The sequence below is a fragment of the Pseudomonas sp. PME37.24/025 genome, assembly GCF_055556615.1.
This window is the reverse complement of the sequence record NZ_JBVHNK010000009.1, coordinates 215,763-241,358: the sequence shown is the minus strand read 5'-3', so window position 1 is coordinate 241,358 and position 25,596 is coordinate 215,763. Positions and strand designations below refer to the sequence as shown.

Genomic DNA, 25,596 nt, shown 5'->3' with positions numbered 1-25,596 from the left:
TTATTCAAGATTGCCTCGACAGGGGCAAGCCAAGGTTTGCCCCCCGCGACCAAAGCATTGAACTGGCCGACGAATGACGACATCAATTTTACGAAGATTGCCCGCATGCAAATCGCTACACTGCGCAGGTGGCGCGTGCCGGACGCATGTGCAGGTCAATAAACAGCTGGATGCAGGAGAGATGCGTGCTCAAGAAACTGGGAATTAAAGGCCGCGTGCTATTGCTGACTCTGTTGCCGACCACCCTGATGGCGCTGGTCCTGGGCGGCTATTTCACCTGGATGCAGCAATCGGACCTGCAATCCCAACTCATGCAGCGCGGCGAAATGATTGCCGAACAGCTAGCACCGCTGGTTGCCCCGGCCATGGGTCGCAAAGACAACGACCTGCTGGAACGCATCGCCACCCAGTTCCTGGAACAAACCGACGTGCGCGCGGTGACTTTCCTCGCCCCCGACCGCACACCACTGGCCCACGCCGGCCCGACCATGCTCAATCAGGCTCCTTTGGGCAACGGCTCACAGCTGTTGCGCCGCAGTGGCAATGACGCCACGCGCTACCTGCTGCCGGTGTTCGGCAAACACCGCAACCTGGCCGGCGACCTGATCCCCGATGAATCCGACCGCCTGCTGGGCTGGGTCGAACTCGAACTGTCACACAGTGGCATGTTGCTGCGCGGTTACCGCAGCCTGTTCGCCAGCCTGCTGCTGATCGGCGGAGGCCTGATCGGTGCGGCGCTGTTGGCGTTGCGCATGGGCCGGACCATCAATCGGCCGTTGAGCCAGATCAAACAAGCCGTGGCGCTGCTCAAGGACGGTCATCTGGAAACCCGCCTGCCGCCCCTCGGCAGCCAGGAGCTGGATGAACTGGCGTCCGGCATCAACCGCATGGCCGGAACCCTGCAGAACGCTCAGGAAGAATTGCAAAACAGCGTCGACCAAGCCACCGAAGACGTGCGTCAGAACCTGGAAACCATCGAGATCCAGAACATCGAGCTGGACCTGGCGCGCAAGGAAGCCCTGGAGGCGAGCCGGATCAAATCCGAGTTCCTGGCCAACATGAGCCATGAAATCCGCACGCCGCTGAACGGCATTCTCGGCTTCACCCATTTGCTGCAAAAAAGCGAACTGACGCCGCGCCAGCTCGACTACCTGGGCACCATCGAAAAATCCGCCGACAGCCTGCTGGGGATCATCAACGAGATTCTCGACTTCTCGAAAATCGAGGCCGGCAAACTGGTGCTCGACCACATTCCGTTCAACCTGCGCGACCTGCTGCAAGACACCTTGAACATCCTTGCCCCGGCCGCCCACGCCAAAGAGCTTGAGCTGGTGAGCCTGGTTTATCGCGATACGCCATTGTCGCTGGTGGGCGATCCGCTGCGGCTCAAACAGATTCTCACCAACCTTGTGAGCAACGCGATCAAGTTCACCCGCGAAGGCACCATCGTCGCCCGGGCCATGCTCGAAGAGGAGCATGAAGACAGCGTGCAACTGCGCATCAGCATTCAGGACACCGGCATCGGTCTGTCGAATCAGGACGTGCGCGCCTTGTTCCAGGCCTTCAGCCAGGCCGATAACTCACTGTCCCGGCAACCTGGCGGCACCGGGCTGGGGCTGGTGATTTCCAAACGCCTGATCGAACAGATGGGCGGCGAGATCGGCGTCGACAGCACACCGGGTGAAGGTTCGGAATTCTGGATCAGCCTGAGCCTGCCCAAAACCCGCGACGACGCCGAAGACCTGCCCGGTCCACCGTTGCTCGGGCAGCGGGTGGCGGTGTTGGAAAACCATGAGCTGGCCCGCCAGGCCTTGCAGCATCAACTGGAGGACTGCGGCCTGACAGTCACGCCGTTCAATACCCTGGAAAGCCTGGCCAATGGCGTGACCGGCGCCCATCAGACCGATCAGGCCATCGGCCTGGCAGTGCTCGGCATCACCAGCAACGACATGCCGCCGGAGCGCCTCAACCAGCATATCTGGGACCTCGAACACCTGGGCTGCCGAGTGCTGGTGCTGTGCCCGACCACCGAACTGACGCTGTTCCACCTCTCGGTGCCCAACCCCCACAGCCAGCTGCAGTCCAAACCGGCCTGCACGCGCAAACTGCGCCGGGCCTTGTCGGATCTGGTCAACCCGCGCCAGCAGCGCAGCGACCCCGGCGAGCCGCTTTCAAGCCGCGCGCCGAAGGTCCTTTGCGTCGATGACAACCCGGCCAATCTGCTGCTGGTACAAACCCTGCTCGAAGACATGGGCGCCAAGGTGCTCGCGGTGGAAAGCGGTTATGCCGCGGTCAAGGCCGTGCAGAACGAGACCTTCGACCTGGTGCTGATGGACGTGCAGATGCCCGGCATGGACGGCCGCCAGAGCACCGAAGCCATTCGCCAGTGGGAAAGCGAGCGGCATTGCACGCCACTGCCGATCGTTGCCCTTACCGCCCACGCGATGGCCAACGAAAAACGCGCGTTGCTGCAAAGCGGCATGGACGACTACCTGACCAAACCCATCAGCGAACGGCAACTGGCACAAGTGGTGTTGAAATGGACCGGCCTGGCGTTGCGTAATCTGGGGCCGGAGCGCTCCAGCGAAAGCCACAACGGTCATGAGTTGCAGGTGCTCGATCACGATGAAGGGCTGCGCCTGGCGGCCGGCAAGGCCGATCTGGCGGCGGACATGCTGGCAATGCTGCTGGCTTCCCTGGAAGCCGACCGCGAGGCCATCCGCGTCGCCCGTGAAGCCAATGACCAGAATGCCCTGATCGAGCGGGTCCATCGCCTGCACGGGGCGACCCGTTATTGCGGCGTCCCGCAACTGCGCGCCGCCTGCCAGCGCAGTGAAACCCTGCTCAAGCAACAGGACCCGAAAGCCCCCGGCGCGCTGGAAGAACTCGAACGAGCCATCAATCGCCTGGCGGCCCAGGCGCGCATCAATGCCTGATGCAGCGCAATAACGCTGGGCGCCTTGAAGGCTAAGCTCACCGCATTCCGGTTTGAGACTTCCAGGAGCACATCATGCGCACGATTCTTTTCAGCAGCCAGACTTACGACCGCGACAGTTTTCTGAGTGCCGACCTTCCTGTCGGCATCGAGCTGCATTTCCAGTCGGCGCGACTGAGTCTCGACACCGTGGCGTTGGCAGAGCATCACGACGTGGTCTGCGCCTTCATCAATGATGACCTCAGCGCTCCGGTACTCGAACGTCTGGCGGCGGGCGGCACACGCCTGGTTGCCCTGCGCTCGGCCGGTTACAACCATGTCGACCTGACGGTGGCGAAGCGCCTGGGGCTAGCGATTGTAAGGGTTCCGGCCTACTCGCCTCACGCGGTGGCCGAACACGCGGTGGCGCTGATTCTGGCGCTTAACCGCCGACTGCACCGTGCCTACAACCGTACCCGCGAGGGGGATTTCAGCCTGCATGGGCTAACCGGTTTCGACCTCGTGGGCAAGACCGTCGGCGTGGTCGGCACCGGGCAGATCGGCGCGACTTTCGCGAAAATCATGAACGGCTTCGGCTGCCGGTTGCTGGCTTGTGATCCTTACCCGAACCCGCAGGTCGAAGCGCTCGGCGCGCGCTACCTCAGCTTGCCGCAACTGCTGGCCGAGTCGCAGATCATCAGCCTGCATTGCCCGCTCAACGAACAGAGCAAACACTTGATCAACAGCGAGTCACTGGCGCACATGCAGCCAGGCGCGATGTTGATCAATACCGGGCGTGGCGGTCTGGTGGACACGCCGGCGCTGATCGACGCGTTGAAGGACGGCCAATTGGGCTACTTGGGGCTGGATGTGTATGAAGAGGAAGCGCAGCTGTTCTTCGAGGATCGCTCCGACCTGCCGCTGCAGGACGATGTGCTGGCGCGCCTATTGACCTTTCCGAACGTCATCATCACGGCGCACCAGGCCTTCCTCACCCGTGAAGCGTTGGGCGCGATTGCCGCGACCACTCTGCACAACATCGCGGCCTGGGCGGCCGGTTCGCCACAGAATCAGGTCGAGAGCTGATCGGCTCAGGCCTTGGACAAAAGGTACATAAACGCCAGCCAGCCGAAGCCCAGCAAGCGCTGCCCCAGCGAATGCCCGCGACGCAGCAGGAACCAGACAAAAAACGGCGGAAGCAAGAAAATCATCAGTTTCAGCCAGAGTTCCACCGGACGCGGCCCGCCGGGTGCCGGTGCCGGGATCTCTGCCTCGACTTCGGCTTTACGTTTGCGCCCGAAAGCGGCCGGGGTCACCCTGGGCACGTTCTCATTGGTCGGTAAACGCCCGAAAGAAAGAGGCGCCTGCGTTGCCGTCGACGTGGCGGCTTCTGCCACCGCAGGTGCACCGCAATGAATGCAAGCAGGCGCCGTGGAACTGATGCGTTGCTTGCACTCAAAACATTCGATCAACGCCATTTCTGTTCCTTAGAGATGCAAAAGCGGCAGTGTGCCATGACTCGACAGGTAATTCGAACCAGATCGAAGGTCACATGCCCGCGCCATGCTGCGTTCATGCCCGTGCTAGCATATCGCGCATATTTGGAGGACCCATGGTCGAACACGATTTCCGCTACAGCCTGATGAACCCGCAACACACCCTCACCGAATGCCGCGCCCTCGTGCCGGGGCGTTATCAAGTCACTGGCAACGGCGGCTCGATTCGTAATAACGACGTGCTGGTAGTGACCCTTAAAGGCAGCAAGGACTTGTCCATGCGCCTGACCGTCGAAACGGTTCGCCATCTGATCAACCCGCCAGGCCAATGGGTCGCGGTGGCCAGTGGTCCAGTGTTCGGCGAACTGGCGATCCACACCTGGAAAGTCAACTGCGACAGCTGCGCCAAAGAGCTGAGCTTTGAGTTCGCGGTCGACGCCAAGCTGGGCAACAAGGCGGAAAAACCGGCGGCCACTGCTCGGATTGCCGAGCTGGGTTGGGCCACTGTTGCCGACAAGCACCTGTGCAAGAAGTGCCAGGAGCCTGCGTGATGAAACGCCTTGCTCTGACCGCCATGGCTGGCGCCAGCCTGTTGGGCTGCGCCGCCGAACCGGTGCAATTGCAACACAACCGCAGCTACATTCTGGAGTGGATCGGCGAGCGTCCGCTGATGGACTACAGCCACCTGACCATCACCCTCGATGAAGACGGTCGGGCCTATGGCAACGGCGGCTGCAACCACTGGTTCGCGCCGTATACCCTGGAAGGCGACAAGCTGAGCTTCGGGAAGATCGGCAGCACCCGCAAAATGTGTGCGCCGGCGTTGATGGAGCAGGAAAAACGCTTCCTGCAGGCGCTGGAAAACGTGCAACGCTGGGATGTTTCACCGATCGACCAGATGCGCTTCTGGCCGGCGCAAGGCAAACCGTTGCGTTGGTGGCTTGAAGAGGGTTGATCACGTAGCCAAGTGAGTGACTGTGGCGAGGGAGCTTGCTCCCGCTGGGCTGCGAAGCAGCCCTAAAACCCACCACCTCGGTTCTTCAGATATACCGTATGGACCGAATTTGCGACTGCTGCGCAGCCGAGCGGGAGCAAGCTCCCTCGCCACAAAAGCTCCCTCGCCACAGGTCGGCGCTCGATCAGTTAGTCGCCTGCAACGCCTCAAGCTTCGCCATCACCCCCGCCGCCGTCTGCTCTCCCATCAATTGTTCCCGCACCTTGCCCTTGTTATCGATGATGTAAGTCACTGGCAGCGCTTCACTGCGCGGCAATTCGAAAAGGTCGGCCGGATCCTGCGCCAGCACGGTGAAAGCGATCCCCAGTTTCTCGCTGGCACTTTTCAGCTCTTCGCCCTGCACATTGTCGAAATTGACCCCGAACACACCGATCTTCTTGCCCTTGAGCTGCTCGGCCAGCACGTTCAACTCGGGAATCTCGGTACGGCACGGGCCGCACCATTCGGCCCAGTAATTGAGCACCAGCCATTGTTTGTCCAGACGCTCGGCGGCGACTTTGTGACCATTTTGGTCGGTGCCATAGTCGTTGCCGCAGCCTCCCAGTAATAACGCCCCCATGATCGCCAATGCCGCTGCCAGTCGCCTTGTCATGTCTCAATCCTTGTCAAAAATAGAATGCACCTGCGACCCATCGCCTCCCAAGGTTCTGGATTACGCGCCGCACAGTTAGAATAGCCGCCACCTTACGCAAGATGCGACCCGCACATGACCGATCTGACGCTTTATCACAACCCGCGCTGCTCGAAATCCCGCGGTGCGCTCGAACTGCTCGAAGCCCGTGGCCTGGCCCCGACCGTGGTCCGCTACCTGGAAACCCCGCTGGACGCCGCGCAAATCCAGAGCCTGCTGAGCAAGCTCGGCATCAGCGCCCGGCAATTGCTGCGCACTGGCGAAGACGAGTACAAAACCCTCAACCTGGCCGACAGCAACCTGAGCGAGGCGCAATTGATCGCCGCCATCGCCGCGAACCCGAAACTCATGGAGCGCCCGATTCTCGAAGTCGGCGACAAAGCCATCATCGGCCGTCCGCCGGAGAATGTGCTGGAGTTGCTGCCGTGAGTGCGCCGTACATTCTGGTGCTGTATTACAGCCGCAGCGGTTCGACCAATGAAATGGCTCGGCAGATTGCCCGTGGTGTCGAGCAGTCCGGTATGGAAGCGCGCCTGCGCACCGTGCCGGCGATCTCCACTGAATGCGAAGCCGTGTCGCCGGACATTCCCGATGAAGGCGCGCTGTACGCCAGCCTCGACGACTTGAAGAACTGCGCCGGACTGGCCCTCGGCAGCCCGACCCGCTTTGGCAACATGGCCGCACCGTTGAAATACTTCCTCGATGGCACCAGCAATCTGTGGCTGACCGGCGCCCTGGTGGGCAAACCGGCCGGGGTCTTCACCTCCACCGCGAGCCTGCATGGCGGCCAGGAAACCACGCTGCTGTCGATGATGTTGCCGTTGCTGCACCACGGCATGCTGATCACCGGCCTGCCTTACAGCGAATCGGCGCTGCTGGAAACCCGCGGTGGCGGCACGCCTTACGGCGCCAGCCATCACGCAGGTGCCGATGGCAAAAGCGGTTTGAATGAACACGAAGTCGCGCTGTGCCGGGCCTTGGGCTTGCGGTTGGCGAAAACTGCGCAAAAGTTGGTGAGCTGATATGGCCAAAAAGCCGAAGATTCTGCCTTCCATCGAATGGCTCGAACCGCGAGTACGGGCGATGCGCGTCATCAGCCTGCTGTGCTTTTTCGGCCTGGTGGGACTGCTCTGCGCCTACTACCTGGTATTCGCCGACCTGCATGGCGCGCGGCCGTGGGTGATTCTGCTGATCGAACTGGTGCCGCTGCTATTGCTGGCGCCGGGGATGATCGTCGGCAGCGCCCGTGGGCATTCGTGGATGTGTTTTGTGGTGAACCTGTATTTCATGAAGGGCGCATTGGCCGCGTATGACCCGAACCGGCAGTTGTTCGGTTTACTGGAAATGGGCGCGAGCCTGGCGGTGTTCTGCTCGGCAATGTTGTATGTGCGGTGGCGGTTTCAGTTGAACCGCAAGTTGGCGGGTGAAGGCGAAACCAGCGTCGCCTGACAGGACGCCTTCGCGAGCAAGCCCGCTCCCACAGTGACCGGAGTCGTTCACAAATTTTGTGCTCAAAACCAATACCTGTGGGAGCGGGCTTTGCCCGCGATGGAGTCGACTCGGTCTCAATGATTCACTGTGTACGCCAGCATCATCGAAATCTGGCTCATCGGCCGCCCACCGCTCTCTTCGTGCCACTGGTTGAACGCATTCTGCACCGTGGCCATGTCCCGCAGGCTGGTCGGCACCTTGTCGACGATCTTCTGCGCACTCAGCGCTGCCACCACGTCGTAGCTCGGCACGAAGGTGTCCTTGCCCACCATCCGCAAGAACCGCGGTGCCGATAACCCGCCCAACTGATGCCCGTGTTTTTTCAGGTAGGTCCACAAACCGACAATATCGGTCACCGGCCATTCGGCGATCAACGCGCCAAAACTGCCTTTCTCATGGGCCACGTCCAGAATGAACTGCGCATTGCGTGGCACGCTCTTGAGCTTGCCCAGGTGGCGGATGATCCGCGCATCCTGCATCAAGCGCTCCAGATGCTCAGCGCTCATCAGCACGACTTTTTCCGGGTCGAACTTGAAGAACACCTCTTCGAACGCCGGCCACTTGGCGTCCACCAGGCTGTGCTTGAGGCCGGCGCGGAACACCCGCAACGCCATGGTCGAGAGGTAGCGGTCGTCGCTGATCTTGCGCAATTGCGCCGGGGTCTTGGGAACGGGCAGACGGGCTTCCAGTTCAGCCGCCGAACCGAAGCGGTTCAAGCAGTATTCGTTCAGCCACTTGTAGTCGCGCATGCCCTCTCCTGAGGATTGAAGCGAAAAACCAACTGTGGGAGCGACCTGTGGCGAGGGGGCTAGCCCCCGTTGGGCTGCGAAGCGGCCCCAAAATCTCTGATGTACCAAAGATCTTGTGAGTGCTACGCACTCAAACGGGGGCAAGCCCCCTCACCACAAGGCTCGCTCCCACACAATTTGTGTCAGAGATTGACCACGTTGACGAAGCGCGAAGCCGCCGTTTCGTCAATCTTGAGGCTGGTGAAGTCAAACAGGTTACGGTCCGCCAGTTGCGACGGGATCACGTTCTGCAAGCTGCGGAAAATGCTTTCGGTACGGCCCGGGGTCTTGCGTTCCCAGTCCTGCAGCATTTCTTTAACCACTTGGCGTTGCAGGTTTTCCTGGGAGCCGCAGAGGTTGCACGGGATGATCGGGAATTGTTTGAAATCCGAGTAGGCCTGAATGTCTTTTTCGTTGCAGTAGGCCAGCGGGCGGATCACTACGTTGCGACCGTCGTCAGCGCGCAGCTTCGGCGGCATGGCCTTGAGCGAGCCGTTGAAGAACATGTTCAGGAAGAACGTCTCGACGATGTCGTCGCGATGGTGACCGAGGGCCATTTTGGTCGCGCCGATTTCATCGGCAAAGGTGTAGAGCGTGCCGCGACGCAGGCGCGAGCATAGCGAGCAGGTGGTTTTTCCCTCAGGAATAAGCTCCTTGACCACCGAATAGGTGTCTTTCTCGACGATGTGGTACTCGATGCCCAGTTCTTTGAGGTAAGCCGGCAGCACGTGCTCGGGAAAGCCTGGCTGCTTCTGGTCCATGTTCACGGCCACGATCTCGAACTTGATCGGGGCGACCTTCTGCAAATGCATCAGCACGTCGAGCAGGGTGTAGCTGTCTTTTCCTTATAGCTCAAGGATATCCTAGTAAACAGTACACTCATGTTTGTAACCCTATAATTTTACTACGTTTTACGAATAACATTATTTACAAAAAAAGTCGATAATGTAAATTTCATGGTTTCGCGAGCTCCAGAACCTCCCTTTCCTCACAAAAAACGACGTTGAACCTTTACAAAACCTGGACGACATCTATCCAGTTTTCAACGCGGGAAGAAGAAACCGTTGCGTCTTCAAACTTGTAGGGCGGCCGGTCTTCCGATCTGTCAATAGACAGATTTACGAAGTCGAACAGACTGCGATCGGCCATCTGGGAAGGGTTTACGCTTTGTAAGCTGTGAAAAATATTTTCCACGCACCCGGGATTTACCGAGTCCCACTCCGCAATCATCGATTTAATTTTTTTCCTTTGGAGATTCTCTTGTGAGCCGCAGAGATTACATGGAATGATCGGATACGCACTATCAGCAGCGACCTTCGCTACATCTTTTTCTCGGCAATAGGCGAGCGGCCGAATAACGATATTCCTCTTATCGTCACTGAGAAGTTTAGGCGGCATCCCTTTCATCTGCGCTTGGAAAAACATGTTGAGAAATAAGGTCTCAACCATATCATCCATATGATGTCCAAGCGCCAATTTAGTAGCCCCTATTTCCTCGGCAAAACTATAAAGCGTACCCCTTCTGAGTCTTGAACAAAGAGAGCAGGTTGTTTTACCTTCAGGAATCTTTTGCTGGACGACTGAATAAGTATCTTTGTCAATTATATAATAATCAATCCCTTTACTCTCAAAAAACTCAGGCAAAATATGCTCAGGAAACCCAGGTTGCTTCTGATCAAGATTTACGGCTACAACGCTAAATTTTATTTGCGCAACGCGCTGGAGGTGTAGCAGCGCATCCAGCATTACAAATGAATCTTTGCCACCACTTACGCACACCATAACTTTATCGCCGTCGTCGATCATTGCGTAATCTACAACAGCCTTTCCGACACTACCACGCAGCTTTTTACGACGAAGCTCTGCCGCCTTATTTAATTGAGCTGTACTTTCATCTATCATCATGGCTTTAAGTTCCGACCAATAATTTAGAAGTTTAGAAATAATCCCAATGAAAAAACAGCCTACCTAAAACATCCACACTCTTGCAACGAGTTAAGATAGCTAATTAACACAAAAACAAAAAACAGAAAACAGAAAACCCATGACAAATAACATGCATTAGCCCAGACACTTCACATCTTATCTAGACGCTTAAAACTCGAAAATGAGATAAAGCGAACGATATCTGACTTGGCTGCATCATAACAAGATTGTGTCTACGTTTTAAGTGCACCCTGACCAACGATCGCTTTCAGCTTCGCTAGGGCGCCTCAGTGATTGACTACACCGCGGAGTACTGCTGGTGACCAGGGTTGATTGGCCTCAAAGACACTCATGGCGACAGATCATCCTCTACCATTTGGGACGGCAGCAGCCGCCATCAGTGCAGCCGGGATCATCAAGCGCACGTAACGTCGTTGGTGATTGCAGCGTGATCGGGACTGTGATTGGCCCACTGCAGAGGAATAGTCGAATCGAGTGTAAACGCCTAGTCAAATGCCATACGTTGCCCTAATTTATGTGGTGAGCTGTCTCGTCTAAGGTCGCGCGCCGCTACTTACAATAGATCGCTGCTAGCTTGGAGGCATTCCTTAAACGATCATTTTCTATAGAGCGTCATGACTAATCCAGATCTAATAGCGCTTCTCACCAGAGCATCCGAAATTGTTCAACGAGCAGGCGTTTTGCTATCCGAAGAGTGGAGTCGTCCGGATGGACCTCGAGGCCAGGGAGATAAGGCTGCGATTGACGTAGAAATTGAAAATATCTTGAGGCCTGAGCTCCTCAGCCTGCTTTGCTGCGATTTTTGGGGTGAAGAGACGGGACACATCCTCACGGGGAATGCTTGGTGTTGGGTTGTGGACCCTAACGACGGAACGAGTGACTTTCTGAACGGCTTGAAGGGATCTGCAATATCAGTGGGGCTATTGCATAAAACCATCCCAGTACTCGGGATTGTATTTGCCCCCGTAACTCCTGAGGGGCCACCAGACTGCATCGGGTGGGCGGAAGGCATGCCCCATCTGATTCGCAATGGTCAACCAGTAAGCTCCTGCCTTGCTGATAAAAAGCTGTCGAGCGACAGCACTATAATGGTCAGCGCTGCGGCTCTAAATAAACCGGACCTCAATCGAGAGATGTGTGCTCCAGGGAGTTTTCATGCAATGCCATCCATCGCATACAGACTGGCTAGAGTAGCCGCTGGCGACGGTGTATGCGGCGTTTCGCTTTACGCCGTTTCAGCACATGATGTTGTTGCTGGGCATGCACTGTTGAGAGGCGCCGGTGGTGTGCTGCTAAACGAAAACGGAATTGCCATCAGCTACGCCACGGAGGTCAATATGGAGACCGTTTCGCAGCGCTGCTTCGGTGGATCACCAACCGTTTGCCACGAACTGACAACTCGTAAATGGGATCGAGTCCTCCGAGCTTAAACGGGCCGAGGCCACTATAGAGATAACATCGAGACAACGAATGCCTTCAGAACTAACTGAAGAAGAAATGCGCCGAGCGTTGTTTGGCGGAGCCCAGGCCTCTGCACCTGTGGAAGTACACGTACAAACTGTCAGCGACGGTATTCCAAACCTGGCGAAAGTGGTGCCTATTCAGGAACTCCGAGGGCTTGAGCAAAATAGGGCGCCAGCGGGCGCTCAGGAGTAGACCTGCCACGGCGGTGTGGTTTGCTATTGCAGCCCTACTGAAGTAACGACAGTATGTGTAGCCAAATGCCAGCAGCCAAAGGATGATTTGATGCCCACCGACAATAGGATCATGCCCGCCATTTTGGATCGTGAAATTTCTGGTGCGGATCAAGATGCATTCGGCCATAGGCATTTCGCTCAGGGCCTGCAAAGCCTTATCGAGTCAGAGCAATTAGCCCCTCCGTTTAGCATTGGTCTCCTTGGTGGCTGGGGTACCGGCAAAAGCAGTATTAAGGAGCTGTACACAAACCATCTGAAAAATGATGCTTCCAAACAAGGTGGGAAGATTAGAAAGGATCGGTTCCACTGCATCACATTCAACGCTTGGCGATTCGGCGGGCACGACCAGGACATCAAGCGTGCCTTGTTGCGTCATGTGTACCTGGAGTTGGGCGGCAAGGAAGATCACCTACACGATAAGCTTTTTCGGCAGATCAGCGAGACAACCCAAAAACCGAAGGGATGGTTAAAAATTACTCTGGAGACGCTCAAGGCATGGACGTTGCCGGTACCTGCTTTGATCGCTGCAATGTCCCTTTTGTTTGGGATTTGCTACCTAACGCTATTCGTTTTCAATGTTCAAAGTGAGTTTCTGAAAAGCATCGTATTTTTGTGTGTAACCGCGGCTTACACCTACCTTCTAAAGCACATCAAACCACCTGCCGTTGGATCGTCAACCCCGATCACGCGAGTGGAGCTTCCTAACACTACGTCCGAACAATACGAAGACCTCCTCCTCGATCAAATCCGAAACTACAAGTCTGGTGACTGTAGATCTTTGGAAGGTCGCTCAGGAAAGTCCTGTGAACGGTTGGTTGTTTTTGTTGACGATTTGGATCGCCTTTCAGCCGAGGAAATGGTCCTTGGTTTGGATGCTGTACGCACCTTTATGGAGATTCCTGCAAATCGGCTTCCGAAGGGCATTGGCTTAGTGTTTGTTATTTCCTGTGACGAAGCCAAAGTAGCTGACGCTCTTGCTCGGGGGCGAAGAAATAGTGACCTTCCTGGCTCGGTAGTGACTCACAACGACGCACGTAGATATCTGGATAGGATCTTCCAATTCCGCTTGGAGATTCCACCGCCCCCCCGTCATGACATGCGCGAGTTCGCGCGCTTTCACTTGGCCAAATTGACTAGCGTCACGGCAGATCTTGAGGCCCGTGGTTTCCAGCTTGCGCCGATTATTGATCGTATGATTCATGTCAGCGTCCAGGATCCGAGAAACGCCCTTCAGATAGTGAATGCTTTCGCTCAAGCTTGGTGGATTGCTCGAAAGAGGGAAGCTGAAGGTCTAGGCACTAACAAGCCCGGAGGACTCCACGAAGGGGCTGTCACGTCGCATCCCATTTCACTTGGTGCACTATGTGCGATGAAAGTAAGTTTTCCTGATTTTTATCGCGACCTCCAGGAAGATCCAGCATTTCTGCAGCGTTTTACTGATGTTGTCATCCGCGGGCTAAAGATGGATGACCAGCCTCTGCAAACACAGGATCGCTTAAAGGAACGCTATTACAAGCTCACTGATGGTCTGCTCACTCTTAAGGCAGAGCATCGGCCACTTCGACAATTTATCGCAAGCCTCGTTGGCTTAAGGTGGCCACCCTCACTACAAAGCCTGCTTCTACTTTCCGAGGACCACATCACTCGACGTTTGGGGCCGAAGATCGCCCCAATCTACGGTGACTTTGTTTCCGGTAACACGCAGGGGGTTTTGGAGGGACTCGCCAGGCACAGCGATAATGCTCCTCTCCACGAAGACGAAGCCCGAGCGCTTTATCAGATGTTTGAAGACCTGCGGCAGGAATTACCTGCGCTCAGAGCGCGCGCTTCACGGGTAGTAGCAGACCTCGTGGAGCGCCTACCCGAGCCACCGGCCTACCAGCTCATCAGTATGCTTTGCCGTGAAATGGCTGACTCTCTGGAGCTACGCTCACAACTTGGGCTAGAAAAGATCGGCAAGATTCTGCGATCTGCCGTTTCCGACGACCAACGAGTTATTGCCTCCCGCCTTGTAGGCGATGTACTCGGCGGTACCGACGCCGTGAAGCTTTTGCGCGAGACCATGGAGCCCCCTAGTCTCGATGAAGCAATCGCTATGGTTCACATGGCAGTCCCGATGATTCTGACAGTGCGTGTAAGCATTGGACTGGAGCGTCGGGCTGACGAACAACTGCTTAGCTGGTTGCTCGACCGGAATATTTCGATCGGCACTAAACACGCCCAGCTGTCCTTCAATGAGCTGGAACAATGGCTGGAAAGCTATGGTGAGAAGCTAGTTGCAGACTTAGGCCTCGACTACATAAATGCGCTCGCAGACGAGCTGGAGAGAAGTCAGAACCCTCAATTTGATATGGCCTCCAGTATCTCTCGGGCCCGAGGTGTTTTTGACCAGATGATGGCGCAAGGCGCCGAGTCACGAACGCTGCTATGGGCCCCGCTGGCACGATATGTATCTCTCTCCGAGGAGGTTGCCGTGCGTATGGCTTGGGAGGTCGCTCTAAGCAACCACCGGTACGCTGATGATGAAGATGTTTGTCAATTCGTCAGCGATTTCGTCGCGCGGCTGTCGAAGGACTTCAACGACGAAGAGTCAACAATCGAACATGAAGTGGCAGCATCAATCTTGCTAGCGTTTGTCCGCGAACGGGTGGATGCCCTTGACGATGAAACGGTCAAAGCGACCGCTGATTTGGCTGATCAATGGGGTAAAAGCGACGTCCTTCCTGAGCAGGCATGTGCGTTGCTTTCAGAACTACGAAAAAGTAATGAAGCGGACTTCATGCGAGTGCTTGGCGGGTGGGTCCCCCAACTCTTCGTAAGTCTTCCCATCGAATGCGTGAAACTGATCGCGACTCAGTTTGAAACTCTGCCTGCACCGACTCAAACCGCGATAGGTAGTTCTCTTTCAACCTTTCTCACCAGTGTTGCTGTGACTGATCCGGCATTGGAAAGGTACAAAATATTCTCTCTTGCTACCCCTCAAGCGGCGTGGAAAGTCGGTCCGTTGCATGGCTATGTAAACAGCCTCCTTCCGCACTTGGTATCTCAGATCAGTGCCGAGGCATACATTAGATCGATCTTGGAGCCGAGCACGCCCCTCATACAATATGCATCGCCGAGCATCCTAGGACCCAACCTGCAGCAACTTTTTGTTCAGGGCAAAGGTTATCCGAGTCTTTTTTCGTGGCTGCACAGCTGTTTTGCGGAGCGTTGGCCTTCGAAGTCAGACAGCCTCCCAGGCTACGACCCACAGGCCATTTTCGATGAAGCTGGCACGTTTGCAGTGACTAACTCCGCCGAAACGAAGCGGGGGGTTTTGCGCTCCATGCGCCATATGGTTGAGAGAGGCCTTGTTGGAAGCGAGGGGCGCGCAAAACTAATTGCCGCTGCTAGTTCGGCCTGGTCAGCCAATCCGAATTCCGCATTGGACACCTTCGAGAGGGGCTACTGCGAGCTTACCCCTGATCAAGCTGCCAACCTTGCTTCACACATCTCGTGGGATAAACCCGAGCACCTCGACGCACTGCAAAAGGCTTGGACGGCCATTGCCGCCGATAAGAAAGGCCCCGAACCTAGTGAGGTAATGGTGCGAATTCTTCAGCGAGGTCTACTTGGGAATACAGAACAGCCTGACTTGGCGACCCGTATGTGGATTCAATCCCAACAGGACACAGGGCACGAGCTTATGGCGAATCTACTAGTAAGCAAAGCTCTCGAAGATAGCCATAGACGGAGGTTATGGGCTTGTGCGATTGAGCAGGTAAAAGAGCTCGGCGCTTCGTTCTTCCTAGAATTGATCCCCAAAGTAAGCGCACTCACCAACGCTGATGAAACGATCAAGGCGGTGTTTGACGACTTCAGCATCGTCATGACCGTACTGGACTCTAAAGATCTACAGGCTGAAATGGCAATGCGCTTGATGAACCAATTCTCAGGTGCCTCTACCAATTCAACGAAAGGGCGTATAGCCGAAATAAGCAACCAGCTTGTCAGCCAAGCAGCTTTAAAGAACTTCAAGCCAGAGTCGCTTCACAAGGATGAGTACGAGATTTTGGCGGTGCATTTTGGCACTCGCCCCACGAAAAGCTTCGAGAAGCTGCTGGTCAGTGAGTGACGTGTATGGTCACCAAAGAGTGCAACGTCTTGGCAGGGAGCTAATCGATCACAATGACGAAAATACGCGATAATTACGACAGTGTTCGAGCGTCAAGAGACGGTCATGAATTCCATGAGGCTTGGGTAGCACGAAAATGTTTGGGTTTACTGCTGCCGAAAGACGATTTCATCGGCTTGGCGATCGAGGGTTTTTCTCCGGCTGACCAAAAAACCGCGGAAGACGCAGGAAACGAAATCGCAGACGCCGTTTTGTACTATGGGTGTTGGGTCAGTTTTCAATCAGCGCCAACAGGCTATAGTCATCCAGGGCAAATCTGATGTCAGTCATCGGTCGCGCATCAACACCGTGCACGCGAAAGAATGCAGTCACGCCGTACGATCAATACTGGCGGTGTGCCTCGTCATTACGCGCAAAAAGGATCTCATTGTGACTCACAACGAGGGACAGAGTGATCAAGCAGCAATGGCCGCCTCTGACCTGCTCGAACTGCTTTTTCGTGCCTATCGCGGCGGCCTTAGCGTACGGTTGTGGAACGGTACAAGCATGCGACTCGGTAAAGCAGTGGAAAAACCGCTTCCCCCATTTACCCTGATATTTCGTAGCCCACAGGCAGTACTGAACCTGGCAATTGGGCGTGCCCCCCTGCGCTGGATTGATGCCTATCTTCGTGAAGACATCGATATCGACGGCGATCTGTTCAGCGCCTTAGCACTGAAAGACCACCTGGGGAACCTGAGCATTCGCGGTCTCGATCGACTTGAAGCGATTACCGCGGCGCTGCGCTTAAAACTGGCGATCCTTCGCAGTACGCCAGCTCGTCACCATCATCCGAGGCTTCATTCACGTCGAGTTAACTTACGGTCCCGAACCGCAAATCTAGAGACCATCGCTTTTCACAACACTCTGCCGAGCGCTTTCTACGGGTTGTGGCTGGATGAGTCGATGGTCTATTCCTGCGCCTACTTCAAGCGCATCGACGACGAACTGGAACAAGCGCAGCAGCAAAAGCTGCACCTGATCTGCCGCAAACTAATGCTCAAGCGCGGCGATCATCTGCTTGATATCGGTTGTGGTTGGGGAGCACTGATCATTTATGCCGCACGTAATTTTGGTGTACGCGCCCATGGCATAACCACCAACCAGCAACAGATGGACATTACACGAGAAAAAATTTGCGAAGCGGGCCTACAGGATCTAGTCACCGTCGAGGTCGCTGACTACCACACTCACCCGGGCGAAGAGATTTACGACAAGGTGACCAGCCTCGGCATGTTTGAGCACGTCGGCTTGGAGAATCTGCCACGGTATTTCACGGCCGTGTATCGACTCTTGAAACCCGGCGGTCTTTTCCTCAATCAGGGGATTACTCACGATGTGCATGGGTGGAAAGAAACCTTGTCCACCCTGTTCATCGATCACTACATTTTCCCCGAAGGCCAACTCGATACCGTCAGCCATATCCAGCAGGCGATGGAGCATTGCCTATTCGAAATCGCCGACGTCGAAGCGCTACGCCACCATTACGCACTGACGCTCAAGCGTTGGGTTGAGCGGCTCGAGGCGAACAAGGATCAGGTGTTGGGATTAGTCAGCAAGGTCACCTACCGTACATGGCGTCTGTATATGACGGCGTGCGCACTCGAGTTCGAAGCTGGTGACCTGGGGGCCTACCAGATAATGTCGAGTAAACGTGCAGGTAGCTTTTTAGCTCTTCCCTTGACGCGCAATCATCTAATGGCGAAGGGAAAAAAAGGCTGCAGGAGCAGCCTCAAGGATGGGGGGGGCAGAGATGACTTAGCATCACTCATGTTTTCTTATAGGGCGTAGCTTTATCGGCCAACCAACAAGATCAATCGACTACATGGAACCTAGGTAGCATCCATTTCCAACGAATGGCGGCAATACGGCTGACAAAAACGAACGCAATGGCAATTGCAGACGCTACTTCAAGTGAAATCTGCAAATCCAGCAGCGTGATGTAGGCGACGGCACCCAAAATACTGATGGATGCATAAACCTCACGTCTAAACACCAACGGTATTTCGTTACACAACACATCACGCATCACACCCCCAGCGACTGCGGTAGCTACACCCATGATCACTGCGATGCTGGGAGGGAGGTTTTGCTGAAGAGCCATATCTGTTCCTGTGACCGTAAATACAGCCAATCCAAATGCATCGGCTACCAACAACACCCTCTCGTTGAAGGTTTTCAAGGTCCTCGCCCAAATCATGGTTCCTAGCGAAGCACTAACCCCTACCAAAAAGCCATTCTCATTGGAAACCCACTCGATCGGATAATGAGCCATCAGTACGTCACGCAAGGCACCGCCGCCTAAAGCGGTGACTAAACTGATGGTGATTACGCCGAACCAGTCCAACGATTTTCGCCCTGCCATCAGGGTGCCTGTCACTGCGAAGGCTGCGACGCCTAACAACTCACAGTAATAGATCACCCAACCAGCGTGGTAAGCCTTCATCTACGGAACCAGCCTGTACTGCAAATGGGAAAAGCCCTTGAAATGAGGCGCCTTCAAGACACACATTAGGGTCTAATTACATTATCATAATATTATAATAAAAGTACAACCGAGGCGTGCGATGAAGACAGGGGCAAAAAACACCGTGGTGTATCGACATGAGGATTTTTCTCTTGGAAAAACCACCGTTGAACCAAGCGTGCGGGTCGAAACAGTTGGCGACCTAGCAATGGCGTATAGCCCAGGGGTGGCGCAGCCTTGCTTGGCAATCTCGAAAAATCCGGATGACGCTTACCGCTTTACGGGTAAGGGCAATCTCGTCGCAATCATTTCCGACGGCTCGTCAGTTCTGCATCTGGGCAACCTGGGATCTCTTGCCAGCAAGCCGGTGCTAGAGGGAAAAGCGCTCCTGTTTAGACGCCTGGCCAAGATCAACGCGGTAGATATCCAGGTCAACACCAGCGAATCGGCCGCTTTCATTGATACGGTTGTTCGAATTGCCGACACCTTCGGCGGCATCCATCTGGATGGCATGGCTGAGTTTCAGAGCCTGGAGATCGAACAAGCGCTGATCGCTCGGTGCGACATTCCGGTGTTCTCAGATGAACCACACGGAATGGCAATTGTTGTGGTGGCCAGCCTGCTGACGGCATTAAAAGTTCAGGGCAAAAAACTTAAAGACGTCAGAATCGTCTGCGGACTGCACGGGCGTGCGGCGGTCGAGTGTGTGAGGTTGCTGCTGAGCTTGGGAGCCCACAAATCTCGTATTGTCGTAACAACCGGCAGTGTCCGCACGATCGCGCAGCTGGGGCAAACTGTTCAGAATGGACTCACACAGCACTCGCCCGCGGCAATGAAGGGATCTGACGTTTTTATTGGTGTTGCAGATCCAGACTGGTTAACACCGGAAGCAATTCTGTCGATGGCAAGCAACCCCATCGTGTTTGCCTACGCGGGTCCCTATCAAGCGATTTTGCCTTGGCAGGCTCGTGAAATTCGGACGGATTTGATTCTCGCCACCGACAGCTTCGATCATCCAAATGAGTTAGCCAGCTGCTTGGCTTCGCCCTACGTCTTCCGAGGAGCCTTGGACGTTAGAGCGCGATGTATAAATGAAGCCATGAAGATTGCTGCGATCCGTGCTTTGCACCTGCTTGCTTTGCAACCGGTGCCGTTAGACGTACTGCGAACCTACAACGTCGACAGGCTGGTGCTGGGAAAGGATTACATTGTTCCCAAGCCTTTGGATGGGCGCTTGCACTCGGTAGTTGCCGGCGCAGTGGCCAGGGCGGCTATTGATTCGGGAGAGGCCAGAATCAGTTTCCCTGCCCATTACCCGTCTATCTATCCCTTCTTTTACCCGTTTCTGGTTGACGTACCGTCGCCATTTTTTGATCACGGTCAATCTAGTTAGCGGTAACGAACCTAACCGGTGACAAATAACCCTCCGCCTATTATAATTTGATTATCATCGACCGTTTTAGGGTACCGGTAATTCCATGGAAAATAAGACTGCACGATTAACTGTGCTCATTGATCCCGTCAAGAAAAAAGCACTTGAGGAGCTTTGTGCGTCTCAGGATCTGACACCTTCTCAGGTCGTTCGTCAGCTTATTCGGGACTACCTGGAGACGCATGGCGTGTCCTACTCGACCAAAAGCAGAATTGCAGCCAATGGTAAGTGATTCGTCTGCGCGTGGGCGGGCACGACGAATGCCTGCTCATCGCCCTTCTAAGCCTGCTGCACCCCATCTCTAGCCTTGGGGCTTGTCGATCTCGACATAACTGCCCAGTGCGCCACTGAAGTCGGCATGATAATGCTCTGAGCCGAGCGCCTGAAGAATCCCTGCCCTGTCGAGCTTGCCAAGGACTTTCTCGTTGGCTTCACACAACTTCACGACGATGCTGCGCTTGCGCAGCTGCTCAATGACTTCGAGCAGCGTTTGTAAGCCCGTGATGTCCATGAACGGTACCCGCTTCAAGCGAATAATCAACGTCCCGGGATCGGTGTGCGTTTGAGCCAAAACCCGCTCAAAGGTTTCTGCTGCGCCAAAGAAGAGGGGCCCCTCAATGGTGTAAACCAAAATACCGGGGGGAAGGTGCACATGCCCATTCATACGTAACTCTACCTCCAGCTCTTTTTCGACCATCAACTGAATCTCCACAGAAGACGCCATCCGACGCATAAATTGCAGCATGGCGAGAATGACCCCAATGTTCACCGCAATCGCCAGATCACTGAAAACAGTCAAGCTGAAGGTAATTAACAGGATGGCAACGTCGGCTTTTGGAGCTCGTTTGACCATGCGTTTGAAGTGCTTCAGTTCGCTCATGTTGTAAGCGACCACGAATAAGATCGCTGCCAACGCACACAGCGGGATATCCGCAGCCAAAGGCGCCAAGAAGAAGATCAGTAGAATTAACGTGAGGGCGTGTGCAAAACCCGCGATTGGACTGTTGCCACCATTGCGGATGTTGGTTGCTGTTCGAGCGATCGCGCCTGTTGCAGCAAAGCCACCAAACAGAGGAGTGACCAGGTTAGCAATGCCTTGTCCGATTAACTCCTGATTGGAGTCATGTTTGGTACCGGCCATACCGTCGGCAACAACAGCAGAGAGCAGCGACTCGATCGCCCCAAGCATCGCGATCGCAAACGCAGGGCCAATCAACTCAATGACCTGCGGCAGCGTTATTTCAGGAAGGCCTATCTTGGGAAGCCCTTGAGGAATACCCCCAAATGCACTACCGATCGTGGCCACGCCGTTGAATTGAAAATAGGAATGCAATGCCGTCACAACGACCATGGCGATCAGGGGGCCAGGAACACGTCTTACACCGGGTAGTTTAGGCGCGAGGATCACCAACACCAGGCTCAACAGGGCTAACAGTGTCGTGGGCACATGAAGGCTGGGTAGTGCCTGGATGAGGTGCCACAGCCGCTCGTGGAAATGGTCACCACTAATTTTCGGTAAGCCCAAAAAGTCTTTCCATTGCCCGACCCAAATGATCACCCCGATGCCGGCGGTGAATCCCACAATCACGGGGTCAGGGATGAACTTGATGAGTGCGCCAAGCTTGGTGATACCGAGCAGTAATAAAATGGCCCCGGCCATCATTGTCGCGATCTGCAAGCCATCCACACCGTACTTGGCCGTCACGCTGGCCAGAATGACGATGAATGCCCCGGTGGGGCCAGCAATCTGAAGCCGGCTTCCGCCGAACAGCGAAACCAGCAAACCACCCACTATGGCCGTGTAGATCCCCTGTTCCGGCTTGACGCCCGAGGCGATGGCAAAGGCCATGGCCAAGGGCAGCGCCACGACGCCGACGATGACCCCTGAGACGATATTTCGAAGCCAGTGCTCGCGCCCTAACAAGCCCGCTTTCCAAGCTTCTCGTATCGCAATCATGACTAGCCTCGCTCTGGTGGCATGTGCATACTATTCACACCTAGTGATAATAGCAAAGCAATTGGCCTAGCCTCGGTACGACACCTGCATCGCTGTAGAATCGGTACTTAAAGAGCTAATCCCTATGTCCGGAGGCCCGCATGAAACGCGAAGAAGTCAAAACCAAACACGGTGAAGGCATGCATTTCGACACACATGTGATCGCCAACCCGACCAATACGCACGAGTGGATCATTCTTTTCAAAAAGGATGCAGGAAGAAGCTATTTCCTGGTCAATGACAATGAGGAGATTGAGTCCTTTGGTCGCGTCGATGATGTGATCCATGAGCTTCGCGAGCTAGGCATCAAGTCTGCTGAAGTTCATTTTTGATCGGTGTACTCAGGAAGTTTGATCATGTCAGTAAAGATTGAGCATCTGTCGGGTCAAGGCGAGGAGCTTTGGTCTGTCTGTTTCGGTAGCCACAGCATTCAATTTCGTAACGAGCAAGGGGCGAAGGACTATGCAGCCACACTGAAAGAAAGAATCGACGCACCGCATACCTTTCCGCGAATTCACCATGCCTCTCCCAACCCGCACCACTGATCAACACTGAGCTGGATTTTTCCTCGATTGGACAGCCTCGAAGGCTGACGAACGAGGAGCAGAACGCTAAGTCCCTTGATGAAAGGCGTCCAAGGCAGCTCAGAACACACCAAGCTGTTGGCCATTCATTGACGCTGGCTGATCAGGTTTTTATCACGCTCGAGGCTGGAGTCCCAAGGTGGCAAAATTAAAAGACGTATCCGGTGCCACCATCCCTCCCGGGCTCTCCAATGAAGCAGCCGGCGCTGTGGCATTGCTGGGCACCTCTGTCATCGCATTTGTCTTAGCCAACTCTCCTTTCGCTCCCGGCTATTTTGAGTTGCTACATCGCGTCCATCTGGGCCTGTCATTAACCCACTGGGTCAATGACGGTCTGATGACGTTGTTCTTCTTGGTCATCGGGCTGCAATTCAAGCGTGAATGGCTGGTTGGGCATCTGGCCACGTGGGAGAAGCGCGCATTGCCAGGCTGTGCAGCGCTCGGTGGCATGGTCCTGCCGGCGCTTATTCTTTGGGGTTTTAATCACTCCCAAAACGAAACACCATTCTTGATGGCTGTTCCCACAGCCACGGACCTTGCATTTGCGCTGGCCGTCCTGTCGCTGCTCGGTGACAGGGTTCCAGCTTCGCTAAAAGTATTCCTGCTCGCTATCGCGATTCTGGAGGATCTTGGCGGAGTCATGATCGTTGCCTTTTTTCATACCCAACATTTTTTTGTTCCGATGCTGCTGGCCCCATTACTGCTGTTAAGTCTCCTTATAGCGCTGAACCGCAAAGGCATAACACGCCTGCGTCCCTACATAGTGACCGCAGTGTTTTTGTGGATGGCTCTTGGGCTATCCGGCTTTAATCCGACACTCGCCGGACTTGTGTTGGCGCTGTCCTTACCGCTAGGTAAGCCCGATACAAGCTCCAGCTCTGCGTCGCGAACCGTTGAAGAAAAGCTCATCCCTTATGTGACATTTTTGATATTGCCGATTTTCGGTTTTACCAATGCTGGCGTGTCACTCCTTGGCATGTCACTGCAAGATCTCTCAGCCCCGGTCACGACGGGTGTCGCGACAGGACTTCTGATCGGAAAGCCACTGGGTCTCTTCGCTGTATCGGGTCTTGTCGTTGCACTCGGGCTCGCCAAGCTCCCCGAGAACTGCAACTGGGTGCAGCTTTATGGCGTTGCTGCACTCAGCGGCATTGGTTTTACCGCAAGCCTGTGGATCGGCGCACAGACCATTCCTGCACCTTCGCAAACGATGACCGACGTAAAAATCGCGGTGCTGATGGGTTCAGTTTTGTCTGCGCTATTGGGCGTCTTGATTTTACGTTCTGGAGTGGCCGACTCAGTTTCCAGAATTCTGCACTCCACCTGTGCCCTCACGCAGAAATGAATTATTCACCCTCGCAGCAGCACTGTTTGGTATTGCTCAGGAGAAACCTAGATGTTTGAAACATCCATCAGTAAGTCACAGTCTCTACGTTGTGTAATTGCATCGATTTGACCACCTGTTTGTATTCGACTTGACCAGTTATTTGCATTCGAATTGACCGTGACACCTTTCATGATGTATCGCGCGGTTGAGATGGCATGCAGTGTAAAATAGATAAAGCCAGCATAGACAATGCGGAGATTTCGAGTGATGGCTACAGAATTGACGGTGCGAGTAGCACAACAGGACGATCACGAGTGGCTTATTGCTGCGAATGGTGACGTCTATGCCACCGAGTTCGGTTTTGACAGGCACTTTCAGGATGGCGTCGCCGAAAAGATGCGCAACTTTCTTGAATTACCAAGTCCATTCAATCGCATCTGGGTTGGATTGGTAGGGGACAAACGCGTAGCGTCGATAGCGATATCGGAGAGAGCTGACAGCGTGGCATTTCTTAACTTCGTGCTAGTCCTGCCGCAGTTTAGGGGTAAAGGTGTTGGTTCTGCGATGATGAAACTCGCTCTTGATCATGCTCGCCAGCACTCGTTTAAGCAGGTGCAGCTAGAAACCTATAGCTGCCTTGTCGACGCAAGGGCGCTTTATGAGCGCCTCAACTTTCGAATGACTGAGGTGATGCCTGGGCAAAAGGCTTATGGGAAGAAATTCGATCTGGAATTCTGGTCGCTGAAACTCTAGGGATTCTACGAGCCACATCTCCGAATGTGCTGAAGTATACCCTCACCACCTGATCCGAGCCGCCCATGAGCCAGATGAGCTTTCCGACTTTGAATACGCCGGAAAGCGCAAGCAGATACGCCGCGAGCGGTTCCTCGCCGAGATGGATCAGATAGTGTCCTGTAGCGGTTTACTGCCGTTGATTGAACCGTATTACTCAAAGGCCGGCAGTGGTCGAAAACCCGCTCAAGCCACCGGCTGACCAACCCTCATTTATTGAGTTTCAATCGTGCTTGATCGCAGTGTACCAGCGACCCTACGCCCAAACCTCCCAAGTCACTACGTTGATTATTTGGCAATGCTCGCACTGAACCTCGAACCGATGCCTAGCGTCATCGGGAACGAAATCCATCGTTAGGTCACAGTACGCACAGTCAGACATCCTCTGTTCTTCCTTTTCGCCGCCGCTCATAAAGCAAGCCTCAAGTGAAGCGATAAGCATACCCGTCCGCCCCTGGAATCAGGGTGTTCGACTGGAATAATCGGAGGCAGACCACCGTATTGATGTTGAGGGGCCAGCTACTGGCCGGTTTCTGCCTGCTTACCTGTCGAGTCGTACGGGTATTGCCATTCAACCAGTGCAGGACCTTTTTGATTTCAAAAGGTACGTTCCAGGAACTACTGAGGAACGCGAATAATGGCTGTAAATGCTGCGCTGGTATTGATTCACGGGCGAATGACCCACGCAGAAGCCCTATGCAACTGGGTCATGAGCTCACGCAATTGTCGAAATACGCGGATCAGATCCAAGAGGCCATGAGAAAACTCTGAATCCTAATGTGCCGCGCTTGGGCGTGACACCGATTGGGACATTCGAGCGCGCAAAAAAATGGCCACACGAGGTGGCCTAAGACGGGTTCAAGCAT

At 54.9% G+C, this 25,596-nt stretch carries 22 protein-coding genes and 2 pseudogenes; 17 read left to right on the top strand and 7 right to left on the bottom strand.

What is annotated here, in order from left to right; translation table 11 throughout:
* Window positions 1–185 precede the first annotated feature (185 nt).
* Window positions 186–2,936 carry a response regulator gene (locus ACZ3HH_RS18075; RefSeq protein WP_465806408.1) on the top strand — a complete coding sequence of 917 codons (2,751 nt, stop codon included), beginning with the start codon at window positions 186–188 and terminating at the stop codon, window positions 2,934–2,936.
* Between the two features lie 74 nt (window positions 2,937–3,010).
* Window positions 3,011–4,000 (top strand): 2-hydroxyacid dehydrogenase, encoded by a 990-nt coding sequence (locus ACZ3HH_RS18070; protein ID WP_465806406.1) that lies wholly within the window; start codon window positions 3,011–3,013, stop codon window positions 3,998–4,000.
* A gap of 5 nt (window positions 4,001–4,005) precedes the next feature.
* On the opposite strand, the gene ACZ3HH_RS18065 is transcribed toward ACZ3HH_RS18070, so the two are convergent.
* Complete coding sequence (locus ACZ3HH_RS18065) at window positions 4,006–4,392, bottom strand: hypothetical protein (RefSeq protein ID WP_465806404.1); 387 nt, start codon at window positions 4,390–4,392, stop codon at window positions 4,006–4,008.
* A 134-nt stretch (window positions 4,393–4,526) separates the two neighbouring features.
* On the opposite strand from ACZ3HH_RS18065, the gene ACZ3HH_RS18060 reads away from it, so the two are divergent.
* Both ACZ3HH_RS18060 and ACZ3HH_RS18055 read left to right on the top strand, forming a co-directional pair.
* Complete coding sequence (locus ACZ3HH_RS18060) at window positions 4,527–4,961, top strand: hypothetical protein (RefSeq protein ID WP_007899088.1); 435 nt, start codon at window positions 4,527–4,529, stop codon at window positions 4,959–4,961.
* Complete coding sequence (locus tag ACZ3HH_RS18055; protein ID WP_201059640.1) at window positions 4,961–5,365, top strand: META domain-containing protein; 405 nt, start codon at window positions 4,961–4,963, stop codon at window positions 5,363–5,365. Before ACZ3HH_RS18060 ends, ACZ3HH_RS18055 begins: the two co-directional genes overlap by 1 nt.
* A gap of 184 nt (window positions 5,366–5,549) precedes the next feature.
* Here ACZ3HH_RS18055 and ACZ3HH_RS18050 read toward each other — a convergent pair whose 3' ends face one another.
* Complete coding sequence (locus ACZ3HH_RS18050) at window positions 5,550–6,017, bottom strand: TlpA family protein disulfide reductase (RefSeq protein WP_465806402.1); 468 nt, start codon at window positions 6,015–6,017, stop codon at window positions 5,550–5,552.
* A 114-nt stretch (window positions 6,018–6,131) separates the two neighbouring features.
* On the opposite strand from ACZ3HH_RS18050, the gene arsC reads away from it, so the two are divergent.
* Genes arsC through ACZ3HH_RS18035 form a run of 3 tightly spaced genes read left to right on the top strand, consistent with a single transcriptional unit; the run spans window position 6,132 to window position 7,505 of the window.
* The gene (gene arsC, locus ACZ3HH_RS18045) at window positions 6,132–6,485 is read left to right on the top strand and encodes an arsenate reductase (glutaredoxin) (protein ID WP_465806400.1); all 354 of its coding nucleotides are present in this window, start codon (window positions 6,132–6,134) and stop codon (window positions 6,483–6,485) included.
* Window positions 6,482–7,078 carry an NAD(P)H:quinone oxidoreductase gene (gene wrbA, locus ACZ3HH_RS18040; RefSeq protein ID WP_008011647.1) on the top strand — a complete coding sequence of 199 codons (597 nt, stop codon included), beginning with the start codon at window positions 6,482–6,484 and terminating at the stop codon, window positions 7,076–7,078. Before arsC ends, wrbA begins: the two co-directional genes overlap by 4 nt.
* 1 nt (window position 7,079) lies before the next feature.
* Entirely contained in the window at window positions 7,080–7,505 is a 426-nt protein-coding gene (locus tag ACZ3HH_RS18035) for a DUF2069 domain-containing protein (RefSeq protein WP_007899093.1), read from the top strand.
* A 116-nt stretch (window positions 7,506–7,621) separates the two neighbouring features.
* On the opposite strand, the gene ACZ3HH_RS18030 is transcribed toward ACZ3HH_RS18035, so the two are convergent.
* The 3 genes and pseudogenes from ACZ3HH_RS18030 to ttcA (ACZ3HH_RS18020) form a co-directional block, all read right to left on the bottom strand.
* A complete protein-coding gene (locus tag ACZ3HH_RS18030; RefSeq protein ID WP_465806397.1) occupies window positions 7,622–8,296 on the bottom strand; it encodes a DNA-3-methyladenine glycosylase I in 675 nt (224 codons plus the stop codon).
* Between the two features lie 182 nt (window positions 8,297–8,478).
* Window positions 8,479–9,180, bottom strand: a pseudogene (gene ttcA / locus ACZ3HH_RS18025) (tRNA 2-thiocytidine(32) synthetase TtcA); the annotation flags it as partial.
* A gap of 166 nt (window positions 9,181–9,346) precedes the next feature.
* The gene (gene ttcA / locus ACZ3HH_RS18020; RefSeq protein WP_221174464.1) at window positions 9,347–10,240 is read right to left on the bottom strand and encodes a tRNA 2-thiocytidine(32) synthetase TtcA; all 894 of its coding nucleotides are present in this window, start codon (window positions 10,238–10,240) and stop codon (window positions 9,347–9,349) included.
* 656 nt (window positions 10,241–10,896) lie between these two features.
* Here ttcA (ACZ3HH_RS18020) and ACZ3HH_RS18015 point away from each other — a divergent pair.
* The 3 genes from ACZ3HH_RS18015 (at window position 10,897) to ACZ3HH_RS18005 (ending at window position 17,923) form a co-directional block, all read left to right on the top strand.
* The gene (locus ACZ3HH_RS18015) at window positions 10,897–11,712 is read left to right on the top strand and encodes an inositol monophosphatase family protein (protein ID WP_080943052.1); all 816 of its coding nucleotides are present in this window, start codon (window positions 10,897–10,899) and stop codon (window positions 11,710–11,712) included.
* A 316-nt stretch (window positions 11,713–12,028) separates the two neighbouring features.
* Window positions 12,029–16,093: a KAP family P-loop NTPase fold protein gene (locus ACZ3HH_RS18010; RefSeq protein ID WP_046031611.1), complete on the top strand. Its 4,065-nt coding sequence runs from the start codon at window positions 12,029–12,031 to the stop codon at window positions 16,091–16,093.
* Between the two features lie 429 nt (window positions 16,094–16,522).
* Window positions 16,523–17,923, top strand: a complete 1,401-nt coding sequence (locus ACZ3HH_RS18005; RefSeq protein WP_465806394.1) for a class I SAM-dependent methyltransferase — start codon at window positions 16,523–16,525, stop codon at window positions 17,921–17,923.
* A 22-nt stretch (window positions 17,924–17,945) separates the two neighbouring features.
* On the opposite strand, the gene ACZ3HH_RS18000 is transcribed toward ACZ3HH_RS18005, so the two are convergent.
* Complete coding sequence (locus ACZ3HH_RS18000; protein ID WP_046031607.1) at window positions 17,946–18,578, bottom strand: trimeric intracellular cation channel family protein; 633 nt, start codon at window positions 18,576–18,578, stop codon at window positions 17,946–17,948.
* Window positions 18,579–18,699: 121 nt separating this feature from the next.
* On the opposite strand from ACZ3HH_RS18000, the gene ACZ3HH_RS17995 reads away from it, so the two are divergent.
* A complete protein-coding gene (locus tag ACZ3HH_RS17995) occupies window positions 18,700–19,992 on the top strand; it encodes a malic enzyme family protein (protein ID WP_080943051.1) in 1,293 nt (430 codons plus the stop codon).
* A gap of 85 nt (window positions 19,993–20,077) precedes the next feature.
* A complete protein-coding gene (locus ACZ3HH_RS17990) occupies window positions 20,078–20,263 on the top strand; it encodes a ribbon-helix-helix protein, CopG family (RefSeq protein WP_077185744.1) in 186 nt (61 codons plus the stop codon).
* Window positions 20,264–20,332: 69 nt separating this feature from the next.
* Here ACZ3HH_RS17990 and ACZ3HH_RS17985 read toward each other — a convergent pair whose 3' ends face one another.
* Window positions 20,333–21,988, bottom strand: coding sequence for a SulP family inorganic anion transporter (locus ACZ3HH_RS17985; protein ID WP_046031606.1), 1,656 nt, complete (start codon window positions 21,986–21,988; stop codon window positions 20,333–20,335).
* A 140-nt stretch (window positions 21,989–22,128) separates the two neighbouring features.
* Here ACZ3HH_RS17985 and ACZ3HH_RS17980 point away from each other — a divergent pair, with 140 nt between their 5' ends.
* The 5 genes and pseudogenes from ACZ3HH_RS17980 to ACZ3HH_RS17960 form a co-directional block, all read left to right on the top strand.
* On the top strand, window positions 22,129–22,359 hold the full coding sequence (locus ACZ3HH_RS17980; RefSeq protein WP_046031605.1) for a hypothetical protein: 231 nt from the start codon (window positions 22,129–22,131) through the stop codon (window positions 22,357–22,359).
* A gap of 24 nt (window positions 22,360–22,383) precedes the next feature.
* Complete coding sequence (locus ACZ3HH_RS17975) at window positions 22,384–22,572, top strand: hypothetical protein (protein ID WP_185752277.1); 189 nt, start codon at window positions 22,384–22,386, stop codon at window positions 22,570–22,572.
* Between the two features lie 178 nt (window positions 22,573–22,750).
* A complete protein-coding gene (gene nhaA, locus ACZ3HH_RS17970) occupies window positions 22,751–23,956 on the top strand; it encodes a Na+/H+ antiporter NhaA (RefSeq protein WP_046031604.1) in 1,206 nt (401 codons plus the stop codon).
* Window positions 23,957–24,205: 249 nt separating this feature from the next.
* Window positions 24,206–24,691 carry a GNAT family N-acetyltransferase gene (locus ACZ3HH_RS17965; protein WP_221174462.1) on the top strand — a complete coding sequence of 162 codons (486 nt, stop codon included), beginning with the start codon at window positions 24,206–24,208 and terminating at the stop codon, window positions 24,689–24,691.
* Window positions 24,692–24,756: 65 nt separating this feature from the next.
* Window positions 24,757–24,914 (top strand): annotated as a pseudogene (locus ACZ3HH_RS17960) (IS5/IS1182 family transposase); the annotation flags it as partial.
* Between the last annotated feature and the right edge of the window lie 682 nt (window positions 24,915–25,596).

Excerpts from the sequence above, each read along its gene's own strand:
- ACZ3HH_RS18070 (WP_465806406.1), top strand. The coding sequence starts at position 3,011 with ATGCGCACGATTCTTTTCAGCAGCCAGACTTACGACCGCGACAGTTTT.
- ACZ3HH_RS18065 (WP_465806404.1), bottom strand. The coding sequence starts at position 4,392 with ATGGCGTTGATCGAATGTTTTGAGTGCAAGCAACGCATCAGTTCCACG.
- ACZ3HH_RS18060 (WP_007899088.1), top strand. The coding sequence starts at position 4,527 with ATGGTCGAACACGATTTCCGCTACAGCCTGATGAACCCGCAACACACC.
- ACZ3HH_RS18055 (WP_201059640.1), top strand. The coding sequence starts at position 4,961 with ATGAAACGCCTTGCTCTGACCGCCATGGCTGGCGCCAGCCTGTTGGGC.
- ACZ3HH_RS18050 (WP_465806402.1), bottom strand. The coding sequence starts at position 6,017 with ATGACAAGGCGACTGGCAGCGGCATTGGCGATCATGGGGGCGTTATTA.
- arsC (WP_465806400.1), top strand. The coding sequence starts at position 6,132 with ATGACCGATCTGACGCTTTATCACAACCCGCGCTGCTCGAAATCCCGC.
- ACZ3HH_RS18035 (WP_007899093.1), top strand. The coding sequence starts at position 7,080 with ATGGCCAAAAAGCCGAAGATTCTGCCTTCCATCGAATGGCTCGAACCG.
- ACZ3HH_RS18030 (WP_465806397.1), bottom strand. The coding sequence starts at position 8,296 with ATGCGCGACTACAAGTGGCTGAACGAATACTGCTTGAACCGCTTCGGT.
- ttcA (WP_221174464.1), bottom strand. The coding sequence starts at position 10,240 with ATGATGATAGATGAAAGTACAGCTCAATTAAATAAGGCGGCAGAGCTT.
- ACZ3HH_RS18015 (WP_080943052.1), top strand. The coding sequence starts at position 10,897 with ATGACTAATCCAGATCTAATAGCGCTTCTCACCAGAGCATCCGAAATT.
- ACZ3HH_RS18010 (WP_046031611.1), top strand. The coding sequence starts at position 12,029 with ATGCCCACCGACAATAGGATCATGCCCGCCATTTTGGATCGTGAAATT.
- ACZ3HH_RS18000 (WP_046031607.1), bottom strand. The coding sequence starts at position 18,578 with ATGAAGGCTTACCACGCTGGTTGGGTGATCTATTACTGTGAGTTGTTA.
- ACZ3HH_RS17995 (WP_080943051.1), top strand. The coding sequence starts at position 18,700 with ATGAAGACAGGGGCAAAAAACACCGTGGTGTATCGACATGAGGATTTT.
- ACZ3HH_RS17990 (WP_077185744.1), top strand. The coding sequence starts at position 20,078 with ATGGAAAATAAGACTGCACGATTAACTGTGCTCATTGATCCCGTCAAG.
- ACZ3HH_RS17985 (WP_046031606.1), bottom strand. The coding sequence starts at position 21,988 with ATGATTGCGATACGAGAAGCTTGGAAAGCGGGCTTGTTAGGGCGCGAG.
- ACZ3HH_RS17980 (WP_046031605.1), top strand. The coding sequence starts at position 22,129 with ATGAAACGCGAAGAAGTCAAAACCAAACACGGTGAAGGCATGCATTTC.
- ACZ3HH_RS17975 (WP_185752277.1), top strand. The coding sequence starts at position 22,384 with ATGTCAGTAAAGATTGAGCATCTGTCGGGTCAAGGCGAGGAGCTTTGG.
- ACZ3HH_RS17965 (WP_221174462.1), top strand. The coding sequence starts at position 24,206 with ATGGCTACAGAATTGACGGTGCGAGTAGCACAACAGGACGATCACGAG.